The following is a 20,860-nucleotide window of genomic DNA, read 5'->3' as shown; positions in this document are numbered from 1 at the left end:
GTGCCGATAAGTGGGCCCGCGGACCCTTGGAAATCCTGTGAAACGTTTGTTGCAGAGTCAAGGTTGATAATGCCGCCGACCGCTGGCATGTAAGTGCCGACATAAAGCTGCCACCGGCAATACCCTGAATCGGGTTCCGGCATTATCGCAGTGCACCGACAACGCGCCAGGTATTCCCCGGCGGCCGTTTTCGGCAAAGCACGTGACCTACCGCCCGGACCTGCGGAACACGGCCACCGGGCACGTCCGCGGCGGCAGCAAGGGCGCGGACTTAGCCGTGCGGGACAGTTTGTCCACGGCGACTTGGCCACATCGGACGAGGCGCGATCGCTGATCGGCGGATAACGTTCCTGCTGATCGAATCAGTGTTCTTCATTCCGTGTCGAGGAGGGCCTCTCATGACGAATGCCGCCCCGGACCGGGCCGTTCCGTTCAAGCGCGACCGCGGCGTCCTCCTTGTCGGCGGAATCCCGGCGGACCGGCTGGCCGAACGCGTCGGGACGACACCGTTCTTCGTGTATGACAGAGCACTGATCAGCGAGCGGGTGTCCGCGGTGCGCGCCGCGCTGCCGGCGGGCGTCCGGCTGAACTACGCCGTCAAGGCCAACCCGATGCCCGCGGTGCTCCAGCACCTGAGCGGCCTGGTCGACGGCTTCGACGTGGCCTCCGCCGGGGAGCTACGCGAGGCGCTGAACAGCACGATGCCGGCCGAACACGTGAGCTTCGCCGGCCCCGGCAAGACCACGGCGGAGCTGCGGCAGGCGGTGGCCGCCGGGGTGACGGTCGAGGCGGAGTCCGAGACCGAGCTCGCCCGGCTGCGCGAGGTCGGCGGCCTGCTCGGCGTCCGGCCCCGCGTCGCCCTGCGGGTGAACCCGGACTTCGCGATCCGCGGTTCGGCGATGCAGCTCGGCGGCGGCCCGCAGCAGTTCGGCATCGACGCCGAGCGGATCCCGGACGTCCTCGCGGCGGTGGCGGACGGGGATCTGGACTTCGAGGGCTTCCACGTCTTCGCCGGATCGCAGAACCTTGACGCCGAAAGCATCTGCGACGCCCAGCGCCGGACGGTCGAGCTGATCCTCAAGCTCGCCGCCGCGGCCCCCGGACCGGTCCGCTACCTGAACCTGGGCGGCGGGTTCGGCATCCCGTACGCGGCCCGCGACCGGGCGCTCGACCTGGCCCCGATCGGCGCGAACCTCGCCGAGCTGATGGACACCGCGATCCGGTCCGAGCTGCCCGCGGCGCGCGTCGTCATCGAACTCGGCCGGTACCTGGTCGGCGAGGCGGGGGTGTATCTGACCCGGGTGGTGGACCGCAAGGAATCGCGGGGCCGGACCTACCTCGTCGTCGACGGCGGCCTGCACCACCAGCTCGCGGCGTCGGGCAACTTCGGGCAGAAGATCCGGCGCAACTACCCGGTCGAGCTGGCGACCGCGGCGGGCGACGCCGCCGAGGACGCGAGCGAGAACGAGAACAAGAACGAGTACGAGACGGTCGACGTCGTCGGCTGCCTGTGCACACCGCTGGATCTGCTCGGCGACCGCGTGAGCCTGCCGCCCGCGCGGATCGGCGACCTGGTCGCGGTCTTCTGCGCCGGCGCCTACGGCCTGACGGCCAGTCCCACCGCGTTCCTCGGCCATCCCGCGCCCGCCGAGGTCCTGGTCTGACGAGCGGCACGACGCGATGCTGGCCCGACCCCGAGCGGAGTACAGAGTGCAGACCCTTCCCGGAGTGGCGAGCGGCGCTCCGGGTGTCGCGACCGTCCGATCCCCGTCGCCGTCGCCGTCGCCGTCATCGCCACCGTCAGCCGACGGGTCCGCGCAGTTCCCCGCACAGCCGCCGCGCTTCAACGTCCTGGGGCCGCTGCACGTGTTCGGCGACCGGCTGGTCCCGATCACCGCGCGCCGGCAGCAGATCGTGCTCGCGCTGCTGCTGCTGAACGGCAACCGGACCGTGCCGCTGGAGACCCTGGTCGACGCGCTCTGGGACCACTGTCCCCCGGTGACCGCCCGGGCCCAGGTGCAGACCTGCGTCTCGGCACTGCGCCGAGCGCTGCTCTCGGCCGGCCTCGGCGAGCGGATCCACCTGCGCGGCGGCGGGTACGACATCTCCGTCGGCCCGGCGGAGCTGGACCTGCTGGTCTTCGAACGGCTGATGGCCGCCGGCCGGACCGCGGCCGCCGCGAACCGCCCGGCGCAGGCCCGCGCCGCGTTCCGCGAAGCCCTGGCGCTGTGGCGCGGCGAGCCGCTGGCCGGCATCGACAGCGACGCGATCCAGGGCCACAAGGTGCGGATCGGCGAACGGCGGGTCGAGGCGATCGAGGAGTGCATCGACTCCGAGCTGCGGCTGGGCCGGCACCACGAGGTGGTCGGCGAGATCTCGACGATGGTCGCCGAGCACCCGCTGCGCGAACGGCTCGTCAAACAGCTGATGACCGCGTTGCACCAGTGCGGCCGGCGGGCCGAGGCGCTGGCCGTGTACCGGAACGTGCGGCAGCAGTTCGTCGAGGAGCTGGGGCTCGAACCGGGCCACCTCGTGAGCCGGGCGCACCAGGAGATCCTGAACGGTTCGCCGGTCGCCGAGGAGGCGACGCCTGCGCCTACGCCTACGCCTATGCCTGTGTCGGAACCAGCGCCGGTGCGGGTGCCGATTCCGGTGCCGGTACCGGTGCCACGCATGTTGCCGGCGCGTATCCCCTACTTCACCGGGCACTGCGAACTCCTCAAAACCCTGTGCTCCCGCCTGGTGGAGAACCGCGGTTCGGACGCGGGACTGGTGACGGTGCTCACCGGACGCGGCGGGGCGGGCAAGTCGGCGGTGGCCAACGAGGCCGCGAACGAGGTGGCGGCCGCGTTCCCGGACGGCCAGCTCTACGCCCGGATGGCGGCCGGCGGGGACCGGATCGAGAACGTCTCGAACGTCCTGAAGCAGTTCCTGTCCGCACTGGGGTTCCCACTCGCGCAGATCCCGGCCGAGATGGAGGACCGGGCCGCCGTGTACCGCAGCGCGATCGCCGGCCGCCGGATGCTGACGGTGGTCGACGACGTGGCCGACGAGGCGCTGCTGCGGCCGCTGGTGCCGGGCACGTCCAGCTGCCGGCTGCTGGTGACCACCCGGGCCCGGACCGCCCCGCTGCTCGGTTCGGCGGTCTTCGAGCTGGACGTGTTCAGCCCGGAGGAAGGCGTCGAGCTGCTGGCCGCGATGATCGGCCGGGAGCGGATCGAGGCCGAGGGCCGGGCGGCGGCCGAGCTGGTCCGGCTGTGCGGCGGGCTGCCGCTGGCGGTGTGCAGCGCCGCGTCCCGGCTCGTCGCGCGGCCGCACTGGACCATCGGGGACTTCGTGGCGCTGCTGCGGGACGAACGCGGCCGCCTCGACCAGCTCGACAGCCGGGGCTTCGACATCCGGGAGAGCTTCCGGCGCGGCTGCCTCGGCCTGTCCCCGGCCGCGCGGCACCTGTTCGCCCAGCTCGGGCTGCTGGAGTCGAGCACCTTCAGCGCGCGGGTGGCGGCGCAACTGCTGGCCCCGGACGCGGGACCGGTGAGCGAAGCGCTGGAGAGCCTGGTCGACGCGCGGCTGGCGGACATCGTCACCGGGAGCGGCGCGGCCGCGCACTACCGCATGCACGAGCTGGTCCGCATCTTCGCCCGCGAGTGCGTGTTCCGGGACGGGATGGGACGTTCCGTCTGAAGGCCGGATCCGTTCCCCGCATCACCGATATCCGGTTCTGCGATATCCACGCGCATATTGAACAGTCGTTCGTTGACAGTTAGCTGCCGACACGTTCCAGACGACGCATAACCGGCTACCGCCGTTGACGCCCCGATCAATGACAAAGCACACTAAACGCACAAGGGCGTCGCGCTACGTCACGGCTCCGTGACAATTCGCGCAGCTATGCGATTCGCCCTTTCTCCATGGCCTCGTTGAAACGGCGGTGAGCGGGTTTTGGCCTCCCTGGATTCCGATTCGGCGGCGGGGGAAGCGATCGCGGTCATCGGCGTCGCCTGCCGGGTCGCGCAGCCTGCCGACGCCCTGGAGCTGGCCTGCGAAGCGATCGAGGACGCCGGGATCGCGCCGGCCGGGCTGCGCGGTTCGGAGGCGGGCGTCCACATCGGCTCGATCGGCGGCGACCAGGAGGCCGAGCGGATAGCGGAGCGGCTGGGACTGCGGGGCGCCGCTCGCGCCCCGAGCTCGTGTCTCGGGGCAGTGCGGTCCGCGTGCGAGGAGCTGCGGCGGGGCGCCGCGCGGCTGGCTCTGGCCGGCGGCGTGAGCGTGGGGGTGGGCGGCGCCGTGGTGGTGCTCAAGCTGTTGTCCGTGGCGCAGGCCGATGGCGACCATGTTCATGGCCTGATCGAGACTGCCGCGCTGGGTGCCGGCGACGGTGCGGGGCTCGGCATCGGCGGAGCCGATCAGGGCTCGCGTCCGGTCGGCTCGTGCGCGGGCGGGGTCGGCTCAGGTGGGGTCGAGGTCGAGGCCGCCGATCCGCAGGATCCTGCCGGCGTAGCCGACCTGCTGAAGCTCGTGCTGAACCTCAGGCACCGCCGACCACCGCCCGGCCCGCAGCATCAGCGCCCTGATCCCCTCCTGCTGTCCGCTCGGAGCGCTCCGGCGCTGCGGGCGCAGGCCGGCGCTCTGCTTGAGCGGATCGTCGCGCGGCCGACCGGCGAGGGCTCGGGTCGGCCGCTCACCCCGTCGCTCACGCCGTCGCTGTCCTTGTCGCGGCCGCGCGGGCGGTTCGAGCACCGCGCTGTGGTGTTCGGTGAGGACCGTGCCCAACTGCTCGCCGGGCTCGAAGCGCTCGCCTCGGGGCGGTCGGCCGAGTCCGTCGTGGTCGGCAAGGCCGTCGCGGGTCAGGACGTGCTCGTCTTCCCCGGCCCGGGTTCGCAATGGCCGGGGATGGCCTTGGGGCTGCTCGAAACCTCGCCGGAATTCACGCGGCGGCTGGCCGAGTGCGCCGAGGCGCTGCGGCCGTACCTCGCGTGCCCGCTGCTGGATGTGCTGCGGGGAGGGCCTGCCGTGCCGGATCTGGACCGGGTGGGAGTGGCGGAGCCCGCGCTGTGGGCGGTGATGGTCGCGCTGGCCGATCTGTGGCGGGCGCACGGTGTGCAGCCCGCGACCGTCGTCGGCACGTCGCAGGGCGAGGTCGCGGCGGCCACGGTGATCGGCGCGCTCACGCTCGACGACGCCGCCCGGCTGGTGACCGCGGGCAGCCGGATCGCCGCGTCCCGGGCGGGCGGTGCGCTGCTCGCGGTCGCCGCGCCGCTGGCCGCCGTCACCGGGCTGCTGGCCGGGGCGCCGGAGGCGGCGCTCGCCGTCGTCAACGGTCCGCGGTCGGCCCAGGTGTGGGGCCCGACCGAGGTGATCGAGGTGCTGCGGGCGGCCGCGGCGGCCGACGGGCACCGGGCCGAGATCCTGCCGGTGCGGCACGCCTCGCACTCCCCGGCCGTCGACCCGCTCCGTGAGGAGCTGCTGGAGGCGCTGGCGCCGATCCGGCCGCGCGCGGCCTCCGCCACCTTCGTGTCCACCGTGACCGGGCTGCCGACCGATCCCGCGACGCTCGACGCCGAGTACTGGTTCGCCAACCTGCGCCGGCCGGTGCGGTTCGACGACGCGGTCGCCTACACGCTGGAGCGCGGCGCGCGCCGCTTCATCGAGTGCAGCCCGCATCCGGTGCTGTGCGGGAGCGTCGAGGAGAACGCCGAGCACGCCGGCCACGAGGTCGTCGCGCTCAGCACGCTGGCCAAGGACGACGGCGGCCCGGAGCGGGTCCGGCGGGCGATGGCGCGGGCCTGGGCGGCCGGCGCGCCGTGTTCGCCGATCGCGCGGCGGTGATCAGCACACTGCGGCAGTGATCAACACACTGCACCCGCGCCACGACAACCCTGCCCGGCGCGGGCGTGATCAGCAACCGCGCCTCGGCCACGACATCGCCGGAACCCGAGCGCGAAGTCGTGGCCGAGGCGCCCCCGGCGAGATGTCCGAGATGTTTCGCCGTACCTCGCTCAGGCCAGCCGGCTGCGGCCCCACCCGCGGGCCAGCCGATAGGCCGCGACCGAGCCGGCCGCCACCCCGATCGCCAGACAGATCGACGCGGCGCGCATCATCTCGCCCGCGTGCCCGTTCACCGCCGCCTGGGTCATCCGCAGCCCCCAGTAGCCGGGCGACACCGGCGCGACGTGCCGCGCCCAGCCGGGCATCAGCGCGACCGGCAGCAGCGCCCCGCCGAGCGCGCTCACCGCGATGGACCCGACGTCGGAGGCCATCATGAGGTCGCCGCGGCTGCGCACCAGCGTGGCCAGGGCGGAGCCCATCGCCATCAGCGTGAAGCCCCAGACCGCCACGCCCAGCACCAGCAGCCCGACCGACTTGGGCGCGGGCATCCCGACCACCAGGCAGCCGTAGTAGATCAGCACGATCTGCTGCAGCACCAGCACCGCGTACACCGGCAGCGACTTGCCGACGAGCAGTTCGCCCTTCGTCGCGCTGCTGGCCCGCAGCCGGTCCCAGGTCCGCCATTCGCGCTCGATGAAGATCGAGTTGCCGACGATGGCCATGGCGAAGACCGAGAACATCACCATCTGGCCGGTGACCGCCTGCACGACGCCGCCGTTGAGCGGGCCCGAGTAAGCCTTCGTGTACAGGGGCTTGAGCAGCAGCATCAGCACCATCGGCGTGACCATGTAGCTGATCAGCTGGCCGGGGTCGCGCAGCCGGAGGATCAGGTTGTGCTTCACCAGCGCACTCGTGCGATACGGGACGTCACCGAACATCGGACACCGCCAGGGATCGGTAGAGATCGTCGAGGTTCGCCGGCCGCAGCTCGATCTTCTCGACCGGCCCGCGCACCGTGCCGAGCAGCTCCAGCAGCGTCGAGGTGACGTCGGTGGTGGTGACCACCTGGTCGCCGTCCGCCGCGCCCACCAGGACCTCGCCGGGGAGCCCGTCGAGCAGTTCCGCGGCGCTGCCCCGGGCCACGATCCGGCCGCGGGAGGCGACCGCGATGGTGGCCTGGAGCTCGCTGAGCTCGTGGAGATAGTGCGTCGTGTACACGACCGCGGCGCCCTCGCCCGCCCGGCGCTTGACCGCCTCCAGCAGGGCCTGGCGGGTCTCCGGGTCGGCGCCCGCGGTCGGCTCGTCGAGCAGCAGCAGCCCCGGGGAGTGGATGAGCGCGGTCGCCGCCTGCGCGCGCCGCTGCTGGCCGCCGGAGAGCAGGCCGGCCGGCCGGTCCAGGAACCCGGTCAACCGCAGTTCGGCGGCCAGGTCGTCGATCCGGCTGCGCAGCGCGGCCGGGCGCAGTCCGGCGAGCCGGCCGTACAGGCGCAGGTGTTCGCGCACTGTGATGGATCGGTAGAGGGCGATGTGCTGGGGCGATATCCCGATCCGGTCGCGGGCCTTGGCCGGCGTGCGACCGTCGACGCGGATCTCTCCGCTGTCCGGATTCTGCAGCCCGGAGACCATCTCGACGAAGGTCGTCTTGCCGGCGCCGTTGTGGCCGACCAGGCCGACAATCTCCCCGGCTGCGGCCTCCAGGCTGAAGCCGTCCAGGGCCTGGACGTCGTCGAAGCGTTTGGTGAGGTCGGTTGCCTGCAGCACGGTCACTCCTTGTCCAGGATCCGGCGCAGCCCGACCCGGTCGAATTTGCCGTTCACCGATCTGGGCAGCCGGTCGAGCACTTCGACGCGCGCCGGAAGCATGTAGGCCGGCAGTTCCTTGGCCAGCGCCTTGGACAGCACGGCCGGGGAGGCGCCGGGGCCGGTCAGCACGACGGCGAGCACGACGCGCTGGCCCAGCCGCTCGTCCGGCACGCCCAGCGCCACCGCCTCGCCGACCAGACCGGTGGCGTAGGCGGCCTCCTCGATCTCGGTCGGGCTGACCCGGTATCCGGAGGTCTTGATCATCTCGTCCGCGCGGCCGACGAAGTACAGGAAGCCTTCCTCGTCCCGGTACACCGTGTCCCCGGACCAGACGGCGATCTCCGGCGGGACCGGCGGCACCGCCCGGTCCGCCCCGGCCGCCCCGTCGGCCCCGCCCGCGCCCGCGACCGACGCCGGCACCGGGCGGAAGCGCGCGGCGGTGCGCTCGGGGTCGCGCCAGTAACCCTGGGCCACGAGCGCGCCGCGATGCACCAGCTCGCCGTGCTCCCCCGGGTCGCAGAGCGTTCCATCCGGCCGCACCACCAACAGCTCGGCGTTCGGGATGGCCTTGCCGATCGAGTCCGGACGGCGGTCCGCCTCGGCGGGGTCGAGATAGCTCGACCGGAACGCCTCGGTGAGCCCGTACATCAGGTAGGGCGCGGCCTTCGGAAAGATCTCCCGCAGCCGGGCCAGGACCGCCTCGGGCATGCGGCCGCCGGTGTTGGCGAAGTAGCGCAGTCGCGCGGTGGCCTCGCCGGGCCAGTCCTGCGCGATGAGCTGGAGCCACAGCGGGGGGACGCAGGTGAGTGCGGTGATCTGGTGCCGCGCGCAGAGCCGGACGACGTCGGCGGCCACCAGATGGTTCGCCAGCACCACGTGCGCGCCGGCGAGCAGGCCGGTGGTGAGCTGGCTGAACCCGGCGTCGAAGCTGAACGGCAGCAGGGCCAGCACCACGTCGTCCGGGCGGTGCCCCAGGTATTCGGCCACGCTCGCGGCGCCGGCCAGCAGGTTGCGGTGCGAGAGCACCACGCCCTTCGGGCTGCCGGTGCTGCCGGAGGTGTACATCAGGGCTGCGATGTCCCGGTCGACGACGGCGACGCCGTCGGGGACCGGGGTCGGCTCGGAGGCCTCCAGCTCGGCCCACGCCGACACCTCCAGGCCCGGCGCCGTCACCGGTTCCGGACCGTCGGCGCCGATCAGGACGGCGGCGCGCACCGACGTGTCCGGAGCCAGCGCCGCGCTGACGGTCTCCCAGCGACGGCCGGTGGTGATCACCATCCGGGCGGCGCAGTCCTCGACGACGTGGGCCAGCTGCGGGGTGCGCAGCAGCGGGTTGGCCGGCACCAGCACGGCCCCGGCCGCGGCGATCGCGAGCAGGGCCACAGCCGTCTCGATCCGCTTCTCGACGTAGACCACGACCCGGTCGCCCCGCCGGACGCCGCGCGCGTGCAGGCCGTTCGCGACCCGCGCGACCAGGTCGCGGGCCTGCGCGTAGGTCAGCGTCCGGGCGCCGAAGGTCAGCGCCGGCCGGTCGGGGTCGCCGCCGCGCAGCACGTGGTCCAGCCGGACCGGCGCGGACACCCGGCGGCCGGCCGGCGCGGGCAGCTCGGGCAGCTCGGGCAGCTCGGGAAACTCAGACATCGGCGAACCGGTCGGCCCCGACGAGCCGGCCGACCACGCCCCACAGCGAGCCGACCGTCCCGAAGGTCTCCTCGGTGATCAGCTCGTCGGGCAGTTCCAGACCGAAGGTCTCCTCCAGATCGGTCAGCAGCTGGACCACGCCCATCGAGTTGAGACCGAGCGCCGTGAGGTCGTCCGCGGCCGTGAGGTCGGCGGCGTCGGCGTAGGGGAGGTGGGCCAGCAGGGTCTTGCGGAAGGCGACCGGAATGTTCGTCGTCAACGTGATCTCCATGGGCTCCGGGTCAGACCTGTCTGCAACGCAGTGCACCACGCCCCGCGATCGATCGGACCTCGAACCGCTATCGCCCGGGCGGGACGGGCAGGAGGGCCGCGAGAGAGGAACAGGAGCGGGACGGAAGCGGGGCGGGGGCGGACGGCAGCCGGCGCGATAGCGGCTTGAGGGACCCCTCTGCCACGGTGAAGTCGACCAAGGCATCTTGGGCATCTCACCCCTGGGAGGCAGTGTGCTCACCACCATGCCGGTTCTGGCCGCCGAAGACGCACCTGTCGCCGACCAGCCCGTCGGTCCCGTCGGGCCCGTCGAACTCGCCGAACGAGCCGAGGCCGACGTCTACCGCCACGCCGTCCAGTACGGATCGATCGAATCGCTGGAGGACGCCGCGGCCGTGCTCGGTCTGCCGGTCGTCGAGATGTTCGCCACGATCACCCGGCTGATCGAACTGCGTCTGCTGCGCACCGATGACAGCGCGGGACACCGGCTGGTGCCGGTGGATCCGGGCGCGGCGGCCGCGGCGCTCGTCTCCCCGGTCGAACGCGCGATGTACGAGCGGCGGGAGCTCGCCGACCGGCTGCGCGACCGGATCGAGGCCGTCACCCGGCCCTCGGGCGCCGGCGCCATCGCGGGCGGCGGCACGGCGCCGGTCGGCGCGATCGACCACCTCGACGGGGCGGCGGAGATCCGGGGCCTTTTCAAGCTGGTCGGCGAGACCTGCCGCAAGGAGGTGCTGATCCAGCGGCCCAGCCACGAGGACGAGGATCTGCTCGACCACCTGCTCGAACCCTGCTACCAGACGCTGGGCCTGGGCGTGGACGTCCGGGTGGTCGGCCCGCACCGCAGCCGGGCCGGTTTCGCCTCCCGGGCCAAGGCGAAGCGGCTGATCGAGGACGGCGCGCAGATCCGCACGGTCAGCTACCTGCCCCAGGCGGCCGTCGTCTTCGACCACTCGCTCGCGGTGATGCTGAACGTGCCCGGATCGAGCGCGCCGCCCACGGCCCGCCGGATCCGCGACGGCGAGGTCGTGCGGTACCTGGTCGATCTGTTCGATCAGCTGTGGGAGGGGGCGGCGCCGTTCGCCCTCGCGGAGCCCGGCTACGCGGACGTCACCGACAGCCTGCACCAGTCGATCGCGCGGCTGATGGCCGAGGGCCTGACCGACGACGTGGTGGCGCGGCGGCTGGGGATGTCGGTGCGGACCTGTCGGCGGCACATCGCGGCGCTGCTGCGCGATCTGGATTCGGTGAGCCGGTTCCAGGCGGGGGTGCAGGCCGCGGGGCGGTTCGCGATCAGCGGGCCCCATACGGCCTGAGTCCTGGTTCTCGGGGCTGGTTCTCGATTCTCGGGCCTGGTTCTCGGGCCTGGTTTTCGGACGCCGGCGGTGTGGATCGAGTCCACGGCCGCCGGCGTTCCGCATGCCCGTCGGCAGATCGCAGCCGACCCCGATCAGGACTCGGCGCCGATCAGCGCGACGTCGCCGCCGAGCAGTACCGACGCGGTGTCCACCGCCTCCACCAGCAGCCAGCCCTCGCGCAGCGGACCGCATGCGTGCATCAGCACGCGGTCCCCGTCCCGCACCTTCTCGGCCGCGAGCGCCTCGTGGAACGCCAGCCAGCCGTCGCACGGGCCGCGGCCGGAGAACCGGTGCTCCGCCCAGCCGGGACCGTCGTCCGGAGCGCCCTCGCCCCAGCCCAGGACGCGCAGGGGACCCGGGCCCCGGCGCAGCCGCAGGCCCACCGCCTGGAACCGGCCCGGCACGCGCGCGTCGATGAACACCGGCTCGTCGCAGATCACCGCCGTCGCCCCGGTCCGCTCCGGGACGGCCCACTCCAGCACGCCGAAGACGGCGGTCCCGCCCAGCTCTTCGAAATCGGTGAGCCCGACGTCCTCGCCGGCCCAGCCGGACTCGTGCACCAGCTGGGCCAGCGCCGCCACCATCCCGTCGCGCAGCGGACCGGAACGCACCAGGAACAGCGGCTGCGCCGTCGCCGGGGCGCCGAGGCCGGCCAGGGCCAGGGTGCTCACGTCGGGCCCGGGCCAGCCCTCGGTGTCGTCCTCGCCCGGCGGGCGGATCACCAGCACGTGCTCGCGCGGGATGCCGTGGTCCCGCTCCAGCCGGGCCCACATGGCCGTGTCCGGCACGACCACGTCCGGCCCGACGGCGTCCAGCGGCACGTAGTTCTCGAAGGGAAGCGTCGCCGCGCTGAGCGCCTCGACGCTCAGACCCGCGCTCCCGTTCGCCGCGCTCCCGTTCGCCGCGCTACCGATCTCCGCGTTCCGCGGCTCGCCGCCCCTCACGAGTCCTCCTGGACTTCGACGATCACTGTTTGGATGTACATACCCTGACCGACCGCCACCAGCGCGCACCGGTCGCCGGGGCTGAGCCGGCCGGCACCGTCGGCGTGCTCCAGGGCCATCAGCGCGTCCGTACCGAAGTTGTGTCCGCGCTCGGCGATCAGGTCCAGGCAGATCCGGTCCCAGGCGAATCCCGCGTCGTTGCAGAACCCTCGCCACATCGTTCGGTTGGACAGGTGCGGCATCACCCAGTCGACCTGCTCCAGGTCCAGGCCCGCGGCTTGCGCCGCGGCGCGGACGGCGTGCACGACCTGGTTCCGGACGGCGTCGGCGAAGCCCACGCGTTCGGCCTGCGACATCCGCAGGTTGCGGTGGAACCGGGTGTCCCGGACGAGCGCGCCGCCGAGGTACCGGTAGCGCGGACGCCCGGCGCCGGGCCCCTGGACGAGGACCGCGGCGACGGTGTCCCCGGCCACGGTGAGGCCGGGCGTGACCCGGGCCCGGTCGTAGCGGCTGCCCTGGTCCCCGCCGAGCACCAGCACCCGGTCCGCGGGGTCGGCACCGGGCCGGCCCAGGAAGCGGCGGGCGAGCTCCACCGAGCGCAGCACCGAGACGCAGTTGACGTGCGAGACGCCGGACAGGACGGCACCGGGCACGCCCAGCCGCTCGCGCAACCGGTCCCGGAACGCGCCGCCCATTTCGACCTCGGTGTACATCAGGGTGTGCCCGTACAGGACGAGCTGGGCGGGCCGGCCGTCGAGCGCGGCCCGGCCGGCCCGCACCAGCAGGTCCTCCAGCCTCTCGTCCTCGGCCAGCGTCGGGCTGTCGCGCAGCCCGTGCACCTTGGCGAACATCCGCCGCTCCCGGGGCCCGCTGCCGGTCCGCTCCAGGATCGCGTCCACCGACTCGACCCCGCCGGGCAGCCGGACCGCCACCCGGGACAGTCCAATGCCCGAGTCCGATCCCAAGGCCGGTTCCGAGGCCGGTCCCGCGGCGCTCGCAGCGGCCTGACTCAGCACGGCGGCTAGGCCTTCGCGGTCTTGGCCAGCGCGGCCTCGATGTAGTCGCCCAGGCTGGCGACGGTGCTGAACACCGCGGGACCCAGCTCCTCGGGGTCGATCTCCAATCCGACGGTGTCCTCCAGGACCATCAGCAGCTCGATGACGCTGGTCGAGTCCAACGACAGGTCCTCGAACAGCCGCGCGTCCTCCCGCAGTTCGGGAACCTCTCGGTTCAACACCTCGGACAGGCTGCTGCGCAGCCCGACGAGAATCTCTGCACGGTCCATCACAACTCGCTTCCCTCGACTGGTGAATAGGCCAACCTCGTGCTGTGCTGAGGGCCCGCACTCATCTAGCCAGCAGGTCCCGTACACGGTCAATGACCAGGCCGTTGACAGCTTTCTGCCGTTCCTTGGACCCGCACGGCGGCACCGCACGGCACGGCACAGCCCGCCCACGTCGCCGGCATCCGGCGATGGGGGCGATCCGGCGGATCCGAGGCCCGCTCACACGCGAACCCGCCGGGCATCGCGCATCCACGCGATCGCCTGCCGCACGGACTGCGCGGCGTCCGCGTCGGTGCCGGTGCCGGTGCCGGCACCGGTCAGGCTGCCGGCCCCGGACCGCGGCGCGCCGGCCATCGCGGAGAAGAACTCCTCGACCCGCACGGGATCGGCGGCGACCTCGCGCAGCATCCCGACCCGGTGCCAGGGCACGGCGAGCCGCGCCGTGCTCAGGGTCCTGTGATAGTCGCCGAGCAGCGCGTCGTACCGTTCCCGGGCGTAGCGCGCCAGGGCGGCGTCCAGCCGGGCCGGGTCGTCGAGCACCGGGGCGACCAGCCCGGCCAGCAGATCGGCTTGGAGGAACGCGTGCGTGATGCCGCGGGCGGTGATGGAGTCCCGGTGGTGGCTGGCGTCGCCGGCCAGGGCCCAGCCGGGACCGGCGGCCGTGCGGAAGAAGTTGCGCTGGTCCCCGGTGCCGTACAGCCGTCCGGCCTGCCCGCCCGCGAGCATCCGTTCGTAGAGCTCGGGAGCCGTGGTGCGGACGTTCTCCAGGTACGCGGCCGGCGCGTCGGCGCGGACCCGGGAGAACTCGTCCTGCCGGAAGTACGCCTGGACCAGGGTCAGGCCGTCGTTGGTGGGTACCGCACCGACCCACCGGCCGGGCGCCTCGTAGAGCTCGAAGTGGTCGGCGGCACCGGCCCAGAACGAGTAGTAGACGCAGGTCTGCGGCGGGTCGCGCACCAGATCGGTCGCCCCCACGCGCGCGGCGACCGTGGACCGCATGCCGTCCGCGCCGACGACGAGGCGCGCGGGCTCGTCGAGCAGGGCGCCGCCCGAGCGCAGCCGCACCCCGGTGATCCGGTCCCCGGCGTACAGCAGGTCCTCGACGCAGCAGGACTCGCGGAACTCGGCGCCCGCGGCCACCGCCGCCTCCACCAGGATCGCGTCCAGGCTGTAGCGCCGGGGCGCGTACGCCGCCCGCATCCCGTCGACCGGCCGGGGGAAGCCTTCGAGACGGACGTCGCCGATCTGATAGCTGATCCGGTCCAGGGCGGGACACACCGCGGCGACCTGATCGAGCAGACCCCAACGGTCCAGATACCCCACGCCTCGCCGCTGGATGTACAGGGTGGACATGGTGTCGCGCGGGAACGCCGCCCGATCGACCACCAGCACGCGCCGTCCGGCGCGGGCCAGCAGCAGCGCGGTGGCGGCACCAGCGCATCGGGCGCCCACGACCACGGCGTCGTACATGGAATCAACCTCCTGTGACAGGACCCGCCTCGGGCGGATGCATCTCGCCGGGCCGCTCGGCGCTCGACGCTCGACGAACGCAGCGGTCTCGACAATCTCGGCGCCTCGACGACCGCAGCGACCTCGACGACGCGGCGGTTACCGGACCGGATCCGGATCCGGCGTCAGCGCCGGCGCACGCGCCAGTCGCACGTCCGCAGCGCTCTCGGCCCGGATCAGCACCCAGCCTTCCCGGAACGCGGTGCGCGCCTCGATCAGGATCCGCTCGCCGTCGGCGATCGCACCGGCGGCCAGCGCGTCGAACAGATCCACCCAGCCGTCGCACGGACCGGTGCCCGCGAACCGGTGCTCCACCGCCTCGGCCGCCGCTCCGGGCGCGCCCTCACCGCAGTCGAGAACCCGCAGCGGCCCCGCGCCGGGGCGCACCCGCATGGCCACCGCACAGAACCGGGCCCCACCCAGCCGCGTGTCTCCGAACAGAGGCTCGTCGCAGATCAGGGCGGTGGCGCCGGTCTCGGGCATCGCCCAGTCCAGCAGATCGAACACGACGGTCCCGCCAAGCTCCTCCAGCTGCGTGATGCCGACGTCCTCGCCGACCCACCCGGAGCCCTGCACCAGTCCGGCCAGCGCCGAGACCATCGAGTCCCGCGGCACGTCGTGGACCAGGAACAGCGGCTGCGCGTCCCCGGGCAGGCCCAGCGCCGCCAACGCCAGCGCGCCGACGTCCGGTTCATCCCCGGAATCCGCGGCGTCGTCCATGGCGACCTGCATCGCGTGCTCCACCGGGATGCCGCGGGCCCTGCGCTGGTACCGGTCCGCCACCTCGATCGGAGCGGACGCGACATCGACCCGCAGCGGCAGGTAGCCGGTCGAAGGCAGCACCGCGACACCGAGTGCGGCCACACTGAGATCAGGCATCTGCGTCTCCGGTCTGATAGCCGCGCTGGACATGCAGCCGCTGCATGTTGCTGGTGCCGTCCATGAACTCGAACGCGCACACGTCCCGCGTCCACTTCTCCAACAGCGGATGCTCCAGCAAGCCGCCCGGACCCATCACCCGAGCCGCCCAGCGACCCGTCTGGATCGCCATCTCCACGGCCGTCACCTTCACCGCGCTCGACCAGTACGCCCGCTCCGGATTGCGGTCCAGTCGCGCCGCAGCCGCGTACAACGCCTGGCGCCCGGCCTCCGCACGCGCGACCGCCACATCCAGTCCCGGAGCGCTTTTGCGGTGCTCGCCGACGTACTCCACCATCGCCAAAGCAGTGCCGATCGCGGCCGCCGCGACGTGCAACCGCACCTGGTTGAACGTCTTCAGGGCGCCCCACAACCCGCGTTGCGCCACCGGCAGATGCTCGCCCAGCATCATCTCCCCGGGCACCGGAACGCCCTCGAACGTCAGCTCACTCAGATAGGCGCCCCGCAGACCCACCGTCTCCAACCGCACCCCGGACCACCCCGGAGCCGGCAGCTCCACCAACGCCGCCCGAATCGACAGCGCCGAACGCCCGGTGCGTCCGAAGACCACCCCGATGCCGCCGCGCGCGGCGTTCCCGATGTACCGTTTCGAGCCGAACAGCAGCCAACCGCCCGCGCCGTCGGGCTCGAACCGCGTGTCCATCGCGCCCGCGTCGCTCCCGTGCGCGGCCTCCGTCATCGCGAAGAACGGCCACGTCCGGCCGCCGTGCAACCGGCGGAAGAACACCTCCTGCTGCGCCGCGTCACCCAGCAGGCGCACCATGACGCCGGCCAGGCCCGGCCCCGGGCAGGCGAACGCGGTCGCCGCGTCGCCGCACGCGGTCTCGGTGAAAGCCACCACGGTCTCCAGGCAGCCGCCGGCGTCGGGCGGCCGAGAGAAGCCGGACGCCGACTCACGGAACTCCGCCGGAGTATCGGACTCCCGGATCGTCGCGAAGACCGGGGAGTCGAAGTGCGCCTCCATCGCGTCCGGATCCGCGTCGATCGCCAGTGCCCGGGAACGCAGGTCGGCGCTCGCCTCGCGCGCGGAATCGCGCACGCCGCGCAAATAGTCGTCGAGCTCGATCATGTCGGTCCTTCCTCCCCTGTCACGACGCGTCGTCCAAAACCTCGACGATCGCCGCCTGGAAATACGCGCCCCGGGCGGTGGCCACCAGCGCGCAGCGGTCTCCGGGGCGCAGCCGCCCCGCGCGGTCGGCGTGTTCGAGCGCCATCAGCGCGTCGGCGCCGAAGTTGTGCGCCCGCTCGGCGAGCAGGTCCAGACAGATCCGCTCGAACGGAAAGCCCGACTGGCTGCAGAAGCTGGTCCAGACCATCCGGTTCCCCAGGTGCGGCATCACCCAGTCGATCCCGTCGAAGCCCACTCCCGCGTCCTCGGCCGCGCGCCGGACCACGTCGAGCGTCTGCGCCCGGATGACCTCGGTGTTCGCGGCGATCTCGGCCGGGGTCATCCGCAGGTTGCGATGGAACCTGGCGTCCCGGCTGGCGGCGCCGCCGAGGTACCGGTAGCGCGGCCGGTCCGCGGCGTCGGGATGCTGGACCACGACGGCGGCCACCCCGTCCCCGGAGACCGACCGGCCCGGGAAGACCCTGGTGTGCTCGAAGACGCTGCCCTGCTCGCCGGCGAGCACCAGCACCCGGTCGTCCGCGGCGCCGCCGCGCCGGGCCAGGAAGCGGCGGGCGAACTCGATCGAGCGCAGTCCGGCGACGCAGTTCACGTGGGAGACGCCGAAGACGGACGCCTCGCCCAGGGCGAGCCGGTCGCGTAGCGACTCCCGGAACGCGCCGTCGCAGAGGTCGATCTTCCGGGTCAGCAGCGTGTGTCCGTAGAGGACCAGCGCGGCCGGCCGGCCGTCGAGCGCCGCGTGGCCCGCGTCGAGCAGCAGGTCCTCCATCCGCTCGCCGTCGGCCAGGCTCAGGACGGTGCGCAGGCCCAGGGCGTTGAACTTCCGGGCTTCCCGCTCGTCGTACCCGGCGCGCGCCACGACATCGGCCACGGGCTCGGCCCGGCTGGGGATCCGGACGGCCACCCGGGACAGACCGACCGCCCCCAACGCGGTCGCAGAGTAGGCCATGGTTCAGTCCTCCGCGGCCGTGGCCGTGGGCGGTGTCGCGGCGCACGGCCACGCGGTCTCGGACAGGCGCATCAGAACTCACTTTCCGTTCGGGAAAGGCTGCTCGCCGCCCGCGCGGCGAGCGCGGGCCGGTCGGTCTTCCGGTTCGCGTTGAGCGGGAACTCCTCGACGTACTCGTACCGCCGCGGGATCAGCTCCCGGGGGAAGAACCCGCCGAGTTCCTCCATCAGGTCCGCGGCGGGGCGGGGTTCGCCGATACAGAACGCGAACAGCTCTCCGCCGACGGCCACGGCCACGGCGTCGGTGACCCCGGCGCAGCGCCGCAGCGCCGACTCGACCTCGGCGAGCTCCACCCGGATCCCGTGGATCTTCACCTGGTGGTCCCGGCGGCCCAGGTAGCCCAGTTCGCCGTCGGGAAGCCGCAGGACCAGGTCGCCGGTGCGGTACCAGCGTTTTGCCTCGTGGTCGAGAAAGCGTCCCTCGTCGTCCGCCGGGTCGAGATAGCCGGGAAACATCTGCGGGCCGGTGACGCACAGTTCGCCGTTGTCCGGGTTCGGATTCCCCTCGGGGCCGAGCAGCAGGTACTCGCTGCCCGGATGCAGCGAGCCGATCGGCACGACGTCGTTGACGCACCGGCCGGGCGAGGTCGCCGGATCCCACCGGTGCACGCTGCAGGAGATGGTCAGCTCGGTCGGGCCGTAAAGGTTCTCCACCACGGAGTCCGGCGCGGCCGCCTGCCAGTCGGCCGCGTCCCGGCTCAGCAGCGGCTCGCCGCAGAACAGGCTGTAGCGCAGTCCGGCCAGGGAGTCGGGACCGAGCGCACTGCGTCGCCGCAGGAACGGGATCACGCTCGGCGAGGAGAACCACACGGTGATGCCGTGCCTGGCGACGAAGGCGGCCACCGAGGCGAAGGCCCGGGGCGGCACCGAGACCAGGGTCCCGCCGCTGCCCCACGCCGTGAACAGGTCGAACATCGCCAGGTCGAAGGTGAGGTCGAAGGTCTGGGAGAACACGTCGTCCGGGCCGAAGCGGTAGCGGTCATGCACGAAGCGCAGGTAGGCGCAGACGTTGCGATGCAGGACCGGCACGCCCTTGGGGCGTCCGGTGGATCCCGAGGTGAACAGGATGTAGGCGGTGTCCTCCGGGCCGGGCGTGCGGGGCCGCTCCAGCGGCGCGGCGCCGCCCGGCTCGTGCACGACCGGCACTCCGGCCAGCACCTCGGCGACCCGCGGCACGACGGCCAGGCCGGACTCGTCGACCACGAGCGCGTCCAGCTCAGCGGCGGCGATCATCCGCGCGGTGCGCTCGGCCGGGAACTCCGGGTTGAGCGGCACCACCGCGGCGCCCGCGTAGCCGGCGGCCAGGATCCCGGCGTACGCCTGCTCGCTGCGGGACGCGAGCAGGCCGACGCGGCGCGGCCGGTGCTCGGCGTGCCGGGCCGTCAGCTCGCCGGCCAGGGCCAGCGCCCGTTCGTGCAGCCGCCGATAGGTGAAGCTCTCCCGGCCGATCCGCAGCGCCACCGCCTCCGGGTCGGCCAGCGCGCTCCGCAGGAACCAGCCGTGCAGGTGGTCCTCGGCAACACTCGGCTCCGTCCCAAGCGCCAGACTGCTCATCGTCATCCCCTCACGTGCTCTCAGCCGACCGCGGCCGCCGGCTCGGGGACGCTCGCCGCGTCCCGGGCCGAGGCCACCGCCCGCGCCACCGCCCGGCGGGTGCCGGGCAGATCGGTCATCTGGTAGAAGTCCGGTTCGGGGATCCGCACGCCGTAGTGCTCCTCGAGGCGGGTCAGCAGTTCGATGGTCAGCGCGGACGTGGCGCCGAGGTCGCCGGCGAAGGACTCGGCCGCGGCGACGTGGATCTCGCTGGAGCCGAACACCTCCGCCGCCATCCGCGCGACGTCGTCCAGCCCGCCGACCGCCCCGGCGCCCGCGTCCTGCTCCCGGGGCGCGGCGCGGTAGGGGGACGGCGGGCGGCCCCGGTCCGAGGCGGCGACCGCCATCACCAGATCCACCTGGTGGGTGAGCGCCACGGCGATATCGCCGATCCCGGCCTCGTCGGCCAGCCGCCGCGCACCGCCGGACAGCGCCACCGCGGGGGCGCCCCAGTCATCGGCGCAGACCTCGATGTCGGGCCATCGCAACCCCTGGCCGAAGCCCCGGCCGAGCAGTTTGCAGGTGGCCTCCTTGACGCAGAACCGCCCGGCCAGCCGTTCGAGGCAGCGCGCCGAACCGAGCTGCCCGGCCTCGCTCAGCTCGCGCTCGGTGAACACCAGCGCGCGGTAGCGGCGGTGCTCGGCGACCCGCGCGAAGCGGGACACCGACATCAGGTCGACGCCGATCCTCATCGCGACCCCGCGCTTTCGGCCATCGGACCCGTGCGGTCGGCCAGCCGCACGGATGCGACGTCCACGGCCGCCAGCAGCAGCCAGCCCTCGCGCACCGGACCGCGCGCGTGCACCAGGACGCGCTCGCCGTCCCGTACCTCGCCGGCCGCCAGCGCGTCGTGGAACGCCAGCCAGCCGTCGCACGGGCCGGGCCCGGAGAACCGGTGCTCGGCGCGGTCAGAGCTGTCAGCCCCCTGAGACCCGTCAGCGCCGTCAGCCCCCTGACCGCCGTCAGGGCCATCAGCGGCGGCCGGTCCACCCACGCCGCAGCCCAGGACCCGCAGCGGACCCGGGCCCCGGCGCAGCCGCAGGCCCACCGCCTTGAACCGGCCCGGCACGCGCGCGTCGGCGAACACCGGCTCGTCGCAGACCACGACGGTCGCGCCGGTGTCCGCCGGAACGGCCCAGCCCAGCAGATCGAAGACCGCGGTCCCGCCCAGCTCCTCCAGATGCGTGATGCCCAGGTCCTCGCCGGCCCAGCCGGACTCGTGCACCAGCTGGGCCAGCCCCGCGACCATCGAGTCGCGCAGCGGACCGGAACGCACCAGGAACAGCGGCTGCGCCGCCGCCGGGACACCCAGGCCGGCCAACGCCAGCCCGCTCACGCCGGGCCCGTCCCAGACAGAGTCCTGCGACGACAGCACCAGGGCGTGCTCGGGCGGAATCCCGTGCTCCCGCTCCAGCCGGGAGCGCGGAACCGCGAGCTCGTAGGAGTCCACCGGCACGTAGTTCTCGAACGGGAGCGTCGCAGCACTCACCGCCTCGACGCTCAGACCGGCCGTGCCGGCCCGCGCGCCCTCAGGCTTGCCGCTCTCCACGGATCCC

18 protein-coding genes are annotated in these 20,860 nt (G+C 73.1%); 4 read left to right on the top strand and 14 right to left on the bottom strand.

All coding sequences use genetic code 11. The features are described 5' to 3' along the window. The first annotated feature begins 398 nt into the window (after positions 1–398). From ABH920_RS19075 to ABH920_RS19065, 3 genes are all read left to right on the top strand, one after another. On the top strand, positions 399–1,664 hold the full coding sequence (locus tag ABH920_RS19075) for a pyridoxal-dependent decarboxylase, exosortase A system-associated (RefSeq protein WP_370350377.1): 1,266 nt from the start codon (positions 399–401) through the stop codon (positions 1,662–1,664). Between the two features lie 46 nt (positions 1,665–1,710). Further along, complete coding sequence (locus ABH920_RS19070; RefSeq protein ID WP_370350376.1) at positions 1,711–3,684, top strand: BTAD domain-containing putative transcriptional regulator; 1,974 nt, start codon at positions 1,711–1,713, stop codon at positions 3,682–3,684. Between the two features lie 258 nt (positions 3,685–3,942). Continuing rightward, the gene (locus ABH920_RS19065; RefSeq protein WP_370350375.1) at positions 3,943–5,829 is read left to right on the top strand and encodes an acyltransferase domain-containing protein; all 1,887 of its coding nucleotides are present in this window, start codon (positions 3,943–3,945) and stop codon (positions 5,827–5,829) included. 170 nt (positions 5,830–5,999) lie between these two features. On the opposite strand, the gene ABH920_RS19060 is transcribed toward ABH920_RS19065, so the two are convergent. Genes ABH920_RS19060 through ABH920_RS19045 form a run of 4 tightly spaced genes read right to left on the bottom strand, consistent with a single transcriptional unit; the run spans position 6,000 to position 9,543 of the window. Next, a complete protein-coding gene (locus ABH920_RS19060; protein ID WP_370350374.1) occupies positions 6,000–6,767 on the bottom strand; it encodes an ABC transporter permease in 768 nt (255 codons plus the stop codon). Beyond that, positions 6,757–7,590 carry an ABC transporter ATP-binding protein gene (locus ABH920_RS19055; RefSeq protein ID WP_370350373.1) on the bottom strand — a complete coding sequence of 278 codons (834 nt, stop codon included), beginning with the start codon at positions 7,588–7,590 and terminating at the stop codon, positions 6,757–6,759. Before ABH920_RS19055 ends, ABH920_RS19060 begins: the two co-directional genes overlap by 11 nt. Before the next feature lie 2 nt (positions 7,591–7,592). Beyond that, a complete protein-coding gene (locus ABH920_RS19050; protein ID WP_370350372.1) occupies positions 7,593–9,272 on the bottom strand; it encodes an acyl-CoA ligase (AMP-forming), exosortase A system-associated in 1,680 nt (559 codons plus the stop codon). Next, entirely contained in the window at positions 9,265–9,543 is a 279-nt protein-coding gene (locus ABH920_RS19045) for a phosphopantetheine-binding protein (RefSeq protein WP_370350371.1), read from the bottom strand. Before ABH920_RS19045 ends, ABH920_RS19050 begins: the two co-directional genes overlap by 8 nt. Positions 9,544–9,775: 232 nt before the next feature. Here ABH920_RS19045 and ABH920_RS19040 point away from each other — a divergent pair, with 232 nt between their 5' ends. Continuing rightward, positions 9,776–10,858, top strand: a complete 1,083-nt coding sequence (locus tag ABH920_RS19040; protein WP_370350370.1) for a hypothetical protein — start codon at positions 9,776–9,778, stop codon at positions 10,856–10,858. Positions 10,859–10,992: 134 nt separating this feature from the next. Here the strand turns inward: ABH920_RS19040 and ABH920_RS19035 are convergent, their stop codons facing one another. The 10 genes from ABH920_RS19035 to ABH920_RS18990 all read right to left on the bottom strand — a co-directional run bounded on the left by ABH920_RS19035 (position 10,993) and on the right by ABH920_RS18990 (position 20,853). Then, positions 10,993–11,844 (bottom strand): hypothetical protein, encoded by an 852-nt coding sequence (locus ABH920_RS19035; protein ID WP_370350369.1) that lies wholly within the window; start codon positions 11,842–11,844, stop codon positions 10,993–10,995. Then, entirely contained in the window at positions 11,841–12,809 is a 969-nt protein-coding gene (locus ABH920_RS19030) for a 3-oxoacyl-[acyl-carrier-protein] synthase III C-terminal domain-containing protein (RefSeq protein WP_370350368.1), read from the bottom strand. Before ABH920_RS19030 ends, ABH920_RS19035 begins: the two co-directional genes overlap by 4 nt. Before the next feature lie 56 nt (positions 12,810–12,865). Beyond that, entirely contained in the window at positions 12,866–13,129 is a 264-nt protein-coding gene (locus ABH920_RS19025) for an acyl carrier protein (protein ID WP_370350367.1), read from the bottom strand. 219 nt (positions 13,130–13,348) lie between these two features. Then, on the bottom strand, positions 13,349–14,599 hold the full coding sequence (locus tag ABH920_RS19020) for an NAD(P)/FAD-dependent oxidoreductase (RefSeq protein ID WP_370350366.1): 1,251 nt from the start codon (positions 14,597–14,599) through the stop codon (positions 13,349–13,351). Positions 14,600–14,737: 138 nt separating this feature from the next. Continuing rightward, a complete protein-coding gene (locus tag ABH920_RS19015) occupies positions 14,738–15,517 on the bottom strand; it encodes a hypothetical protein (protein WP_370350365.1) in 780 nt (259 codons plus the stop codon). Continuing rightward, positions 15,510–16,646, bottom strand: coding sequence for an acyl-CoA dehydrogenase family protein (locus ABH920_RS19010; protein WP_370350364.1), 1,137 nt, complete (start codon positions 16,644–16,646; stop codon positions 15,510–15,512). Before ABH920_RS19010 ends, ABH920_RS19015 begins: the two co-directional genes overlap by 8 nt. A 19-nt stretch (positions 16,647–16,665) precedes the next feature. Beyond that, complete coding sequence (locus ABH920_RS19005; RefSeq protein WP_370350363.1) at positions 16,666–17,652, bottom strand: 3-oxoacyl-[acyl-carrier-protein] synthase III C-terminal domain-containing protein; 987 nt, start codon at positions 17,650–17,652, stop codon at positions 16,666–16,668. 71 nt (positions 17,653–17,723) lie between these two features. Further along, positions 17,724–19,265, bottom strand: coding sequence for an amino acid adenylation domain-containing protein (locus ABH920_RS19000; RefSeq protein ID WP_370350362.1), 1,542 nt, complete (start codon positions 19,263–19,265; stop codon positions 17,724–17,726). A 20-nt stretch (positions 19,266–19,285) separates the two neighbouring features. After that, on the bottom strand, positions 19,286–19,996 hold the full coding sequence (locus ABH920_RS18995; RefSeq protein ID WP_370350361.1) for a 4'-phosphopantetheinyl transferase superfamily protein: 711 nt from the start codon (positions 19,994–19,996) through the stop codon (positions 19,286–19,288). Beyond that, positions 19,993–20,853, bottom strand: coding sequence for a hypothetical protein (locus ABH920_RS18990; protein ID WP_370350360.1), 861 nt, complete (start codon positions 20,851–20,853; stop codon positions 19,993–19,995). The genes ABH920_RS18995 and ABH920_RS18990 overlap by 4 nt, the downstream gene beginning before the upstream one ends. Positions 20,854–20,860: the final 7 nt, after the last annotated feature.

Origin of the sequence: Catenulispora sp. EB89, from assembly GCF_041261445.1 — a bacterium.
In the GTDB taxonomy this organism is placed as follows: Bacteria; Actinomycetota; Actinomycetes; order Streptomycetales; family Catenulisporaceae; genus Catenulispora.
This window is presented reverse-complemented; position numbering and strand designations above follow the sequence as displayed.

Bases quoted from the DNA above. Each gene is read 5' to 3' on its own strand.
- ABH920_RS19005 (WP_370350363.1), bottom strand. From the start codon at position 17,652: ATGGCCTACTCTGCGACCGCGTTGGGGGCGGTCGGTCTGTCCCGGGTG.
- ABH920_RS19025 (WP_370350367.1), bottom strand. From the start codon at position 13,129: ATGGACCGTGCAGAGATTCTCGTCGGGCTGCGCAGCAGCCTGTCCGAG.
- ABH920_RS19075 (WP_370350377.1), top strand. From the start codon at position 399: ATGACGAATGCCGCCCCGGACCGGGCCGTTCCGTTCAAGCGCGACCGC.
- ABH920_RS18995 (WP_370350361.1), bottom strand. From the start codon at position 19,996: ATGAGGATCGGCGTCGACCTGATGTCGGTGTCCCGCTTCGCGCGGGTC.
- ABH920_RS19060 (WP_370350374.1), bottom strand. From the start codon at position 6,767: ATGTTCGGTGACGTCCCGTATCGCACGAGTGCGCTGGTGAAGCACAAC.
- ABH920_RS19045 (WP_370350371.1), bottom strand. From the start codon at position 9,543: ATGGAGATCACGTTGACGACGAACATTCCGGTCGCCTTCCGCAAGACC.
- ABH920_RS19010 (WP_370350364.1), bottom strand. From the start codon at position 16,646: ATGATCGAGCTCGACGACTATTTGCGCGGCGTGCGCGATTCCGCGCGC.
- ABH920_RS19050 (WP_370350372.1), bottom strand. From the start codon at position 9,272: ATGTCTGAGTTTCCCGAGCTGCCCGAGCTGCCCGAGCTGCCCGCGCCG.
- ABH920_RS19015 (WP_370350365.1), bottom strand. From the start codon at position 15,517: ATGCCTGATCTCAGTGTGGCCGCACTCGGTGTCGCGGTGCTGCCTTCG.
- ABH920_RS19000 (WP_370350362.1), bottom strand. From the start codon at position 19,265: ATGAGCAGTCTGGCGCTTGGGACGGAGCCGAGTGTTGCCGAGGACCAC.
- ABH920_RS19020 (WP_370350366.1), bottom strand. From the start codon at position 14,599: ATGTACGACGCCGTGGTCGTGGGCGCCCGATGCGCTGGTGCCGCCACC.